Annotated in this window: 3 protein-coding genes; 2 read left to right on the forward strand and 1 reads right to left on the reverse strand. The window is 66.1% G+C overall.

All coding sequences use genetic code 11. The features are described from left to right. Positions 1-95 precede the first annotated feature (95 nt). Entirely contained in the window at positions 96-2,897 is a 2,802-nt protein-coding gene (acnA, locus tag ACFTZB_RS42815) for an aconitate hydratase AcnA (RefSeq protein WP_378441597.1), read from the reverse strand. Between the two features lie 306 nt (positions 2,898-3,203). On the opposite strand from acnA, the gene ACFTZB_RS42820 reads away from it, so the two are divergent. Continuing rightward, on the forward strand, positions 3,204-3,812 hold the full coding sequence (locus ACFTZB_RS42820) for a DUF6676 family protein (RefSeq protein WP_378441599.1): 609 nt from the start codon (positions 3,204-3,206) through the stop codon (positions 3,810-3,812). Between the two features lie 380 nt (positions 3,813-4,192). Beyond that, a partial coding sequence (locus ACFTZB_RS42825; RefSeq protein ID WP_378441602.1) for a coiled-coil domain-containing protein occupies positions 4,193-5,014 on the forward strand: 822 nt, incomplete at its 3' end.

Consider the following 5,014-nt stretch of genomic DNA (forward strand, 5'->3'; position numbering starts at 1 on the left):
GTCATTCGGGACGGTGAGTTCCGCTCGAAGTGGTCGTGCGCGCTCGGTGCCGGTTCGGGCCGGAAACACGCACAGGCGCGGAGCGCCTAGAGCGCCTAGCCCTTGATCATGTTGCGGAGCACGTACTGCAGGATGCCGCCGTTGCGGTAGTAATCCGCTTCACCGGGGGTATCGATGCGTACGACTGCGTCGAACACGACCTTCTCGCCGTTCTCACGCGTCGCCGTGACCTTCATGGTCTTCGGGGTGACGCCCTCGTTGAGCTTCTCGACGCCTTCGATGTCGAAGGTCTCGGTGCCGTCGAGCTTCAGCGACGCAGCCGACTCGCCGGCCGGGAACTGCAGCGGAACGACGCCCATGCCGATGAGGTTGGAGCGGTGGATGCGCTCGAACGACTCGGTGATGACGGCCTTGACGCCGAGGAGGCTGGTGCCCTTGGCGGCCCAGTCGCGCGACGATCCGGAGCCGTACTCCTTGCCGCCCAGGACGACCAGCGGGATGCCGGCCTTCTGGTAGTTCTGCGACGCGTCGTAGATGAAGGCCTGCGGGCCGCCGTCCTGGGTGAAGTCGCGGGTGTAGCCACCGGAGACGTCGTCGAGGAGCTGGTTGCGCAGACGGATGTTCGCGAACGTTCCGCGGATCATCACCTCGTGGTTACCGCGACGCGAGCCGAGCGAGTTGTAGTCCTTGCGCTCGACGCCGTGGGAATCGAGGTACTGCGCGGCAGGGGTGCCGGACTTGATCGGGCCTGCCGGGCTGATGTGGTCGGTGGTGACCGAGTCGCCGAGCAGGGCGAGGACGCGAGCGCCCTTGATGTCCTTGACCGGAGCCGGATCCTTCGGCATGCCGTCGAAGTACGGAGCCTTGCGGACGTAGGTCGAGTTCTCGTCCCACTCGAAGGTGTCACCCTCGGGGGTGGAGAGGTTCTGCCAGCGGCTGTCGCCCGCGAAGATCGTGGCGTAGGACTTGCGGAACATGTCCTGGCTGATCGCCGTCTTGATGGTCTCTTCGATCTCCTGCGTGGACGGCCAGATGTCCTTCAGGTACACGGGGTTGCCCTCGCTGTCGTCGCCGAGCGAGTCGGTTTCGAAGTCGAAGTCCATGGTTCCCGCAAGGCCGTAGGCGATGACGAGCGGCGGGGAGGCCAGGTAGTTCATCTTGACGTCGGGGGAGATGCGTCCCTCGAAGTTGCGGTTGCCCGAGAGCACCGCGGTGACCGACAGGTCGTTGTCGTTGATGGCCTTGGACACTGCCTCGGGCAGCGGGCCGGTGTTGCCGATGCACGTGGTGCATCCGTAGCCGCCGAGGTAGTAGCCGAGCTTCTCGAGGTACGGCCAGAGGCCGGCCTTCTCGTAGTAGTCGGTGACAACCTGTGAACCGGGTGCCATGTTGGTCTTGACCCACGGCTTGGTGGCGAGGCCCTTCTCGACGGCATTCCGCGCGAGCAGCGCCGCGCCGAGCATGACCGACGGGTTGGACGTGTTGGTGCAGGACGTGATGCCGGCGACGACGACGGCGCCGTGGTCGAGAACGAACTCGCCTGCGTCGGACTTGACGACAACCGGCTTGCTCGGGCGGCCTTCTGCGCCGTTGGCGGCGGAGAGAACGTCGACTGCTCCGTCATCGGCAAACGACAGAACCGCGGGGTCGGACGCCGGGAAGGATTCCTCGACGGCCTCGTCGAGCTGAGTGTGCTCGGTCGGATAGTTCTCTTCCACGTAGTTGTGGATGTCCTTGCGGAACGCGGTCTTCGACTCCGACAACAGGATTCGGTCCTGCGGACGCTTCGGGCCGGCGATCGAGGGAACGACGGTTCCCAGATCGAGCTCGATGTACTCGGAGAAGACGGGCTCGTTGTCGGGATCGTGCCACAGGCCCTGTTCCTTGGCGTAGGCCTCGACGAGGGCGAGCTGCTCGTCGCTGCGGCCGGTGAGGCGCAGGTAGTCGATCGTCTCGCTGTCGATCGGGAAGATCGCTGCGGTGGAACCGAATTCGGGGCTCATGTTGCCCAGGGTCGCGCGGTTCGCGAGCGGAACCTCGGCAACACCCTTGCCGTAGAACTCGACGAACTTGCCGACCACGCCGTGCTTGCGGAGCATCTCGGTGGCGGTGAGCACGACGTCGGTCGCGGTGACGCCGGGCTTGATCTCCCCGGAGAGCTTGAAGCCGACGACGCGGGGGATGAGCATGGAGACCGGCTGGCCGAGCATGGCTGCCTCGGCTTCGATGCCGCCGACGCCCCAGCCCAGCACGCCCAGGCCGTTGACCATGGTGGTATGCGAGTCGGTGCCGACGCAGGTGTCGGGGTAGGCCTGGCCGTTGCGTGCCATGACGGTCGGTGCCAGGTATTCGATGTTGACCTGGTGAACGATGCCCATTCCCGGGGGGACGACCTTGAAGTCGTCGAATGCGCCCTGGCCCCAGCGGAGGAACTGGTAACGCTCGCCGTTGCGCTCGTATTCGAGGTCCACGTTGCGCTCGAGTGCATCGGCCTGGCCGAAGATGTCGAGAATGACCGAGTGGTCGATGACCATGTCGGCGGGGGAGAGCGGGTTGACCTTGTTGGGGTCGCCGCCGAGGGTGGTGACAGCCTCACGCATGGTGGCGAGGTCGACGACGCAGGGAACGCCGGTGAAGTCCTGCATGATCACGCGAGCCGGCGTGAACTGGATTTCGATGCTCGGCTGAGCCGAGGGATCCCAGCCTGCAATTGCGCGGATGTGATCCGCGGTGATGTTGGCTCCGTCTTCGGTGCGGAGAAGGTTCTCGGCGAGAACCTTCAGGGAGTAAGGCAACTTCTCGGTGCCGGGGACGGCCGCGAGTCGGAAGATCTCGTAGGAGTTCTCACCGACCTCGAGGGTTCCCTTTGCTCCGAATGAATCAATACTGGTGCTCACGTCAGCTCCACTCGTCTATGTGAGGGTCGCCACCGACGGGGCTGTGTCGACGGCTGCAGGCACTGCGGGCACGACTGATCCGTGTGCGCTGTCGTGCTAGCGATGACGGAATCGGCCCCTACCGCGGTACCTCCGATAGTCTAACAGTACGCTTGTCCTGTGAGAATTCGGGGCGGAAACGGGCCCGTACTCCCGGCGATTCTCCACTACCGCGGCAGGGACGCACCCGCGCGGAACGGAACTTCGGGGACTCCTCACGTAGTGTTCACGCGAGGCTTACGTTCCTACAGCACACCCGGATGAGAGATGCCTGCCCCTATCGCCACCGCACTTCCTGCCCGTGTCACGGTTCCCGTCCATTCGGCCCTCCCGTTGTCGACGGACCTTCCGGAAGACATCGACGTCTCCGACGTGGTCGCGGACGTGTCCGACGACGGAGTGTCGGCACCGTCCGACGAGACCGGTGAACTCGCCGCCGTCGTCGACCGCGCGGCCGAGCACGGCATCAAGCTGAGCATCGTGGTGCTGGACGAGGATCCCGGCCGCGACTCGCAGTTGCGTGACCTCGCGACCGAGGTCGGCGCGGAGGAGGGCGGCACCGTTCTGGTGCTGAGCCCCAGCTGGGTCGGCACGTACAGCGATTCGATCAGCCGGGTGCTGCTCGAGTCGGGGCAGGACCGCACGTACACCGGCGACGCGGTGGTCTCCGCGAATCACTTCGTCGACGAGGTGATCGAGCCGGGGCCGCCGTGGGCCCTGTTCACCGCCGTCATCGTGGCGATCGTCGTCATCGCGTCGGCGGCGACGTTCTTCGCGAAGTCGCGCCGGGTGTCCGGCTCGAAGGACGGCGACGCCGCGAAAAAGGGCAATGGTGCCGCGGGCGCCGGCACGACGTACGAGCGACAGAAGCCCTGACGCCGTCCGAATTCCCGGGATAACTCGGCGGCAATTTCACGATTCGCCCGTGTGCGGCCGCTGCCTGCGTCGATGCGCGTAAATGGCGCCGACGATTCACAGTTCGACATTTCCGCTGGTCAAATTACTCATGTGTTATTTGTGACTAAAGTTTCCATAGAGTCCGGAAGTGTCGTACGGTGCATTTGGCGCTCTTGGGGAAGAAGTGTCGCAGGCTGGTGATTGACGTCCAGAGTGACGGCGTTCCGGCGTATGTCGGTGTCGCCGGAACACGGAAGGTGTGGCTGCCGCAAATTTCTCCCCACGACGAGCACGGCGCGGCCTGCGCGATCGGTGCAGAACCGAGGGAGAGAGTTGTGAAGCGACAAGCACGAGCTGGAGTGGGGCACCGCAGCTTCTCCCGCAGGCGCGCTCGCGCCGTGCGCCTCCTGATCGGACTGGGCATCGTCGGGGCGCTGGTCGGCAGCACACCCGGACTGGCCGCCGCGGTGCCGCCCCCGCCGCCGAACCCGTCCGACTCCGACATCGCGCAGGCGCAGACCCAGGTGTCGGCGGGTCTCGGGCAGGTCAGCGAACTGATCAACCAGGTCGCCGCCGCGGATCAGCAACTCGCCCAGCTCGACAACGAGGTCGCCATCAAACGCGAGGACGTGAACCGCGCGCTGGTCGATCTGCAGAACGCCCGCAGCGCCGCCGATCTGGCCGCCAGCGTGGTCGGGGCCTCCCAGCAGGCGTTGCGCGACGCCGGAGCGCAGATCGAGCTGGCGCAGAAGGACTTCGACAAGTACGCCCGGTCGAGCTACACGCAGGGCACCAACGTGTCCGCGATCTCGACGTACCTGGGCGCCCAGGGCCCCGGTGACGTCCTCGACCGCGCGCAGGTGCTGAAACTCCTCGCCACCAGCCAGAACGCGGTGCTCGAGGGCCTGCAGCGCGCCCGGACCGCCCAGGCCAACAAGGATTCCGCGGCGCGCGAGGCGAAGCAGCAGGCGGACGTGGCCGCCGACCAGGCCGCGTCGAAGAAGTCGCTGGCCGAGCAGGCGATCGCGATCGCCCGCTCGGCGTTGCAGGACCAGGCGGCGAAGAAGGCGCAGATCGAGAGCAACCGGGCGGCCGCGCAGGCCCAGCTCGACGCCGCCCGCGGGAACGTCGCGGGGCTGCAGGGGCAGCGTGAGGCGTACGCGACGTGGGAGGAGCAGAAG

It is taken from the genome of Rhodococcus sp. NPDC057014 (genome assembly GCF_042673295.1).
Classification (GTDB): Bacteria; Actinomycetota; Actinomycetes; order Mycobacteriales; family Mycobacteriaceae; genus Rhodococcus_F.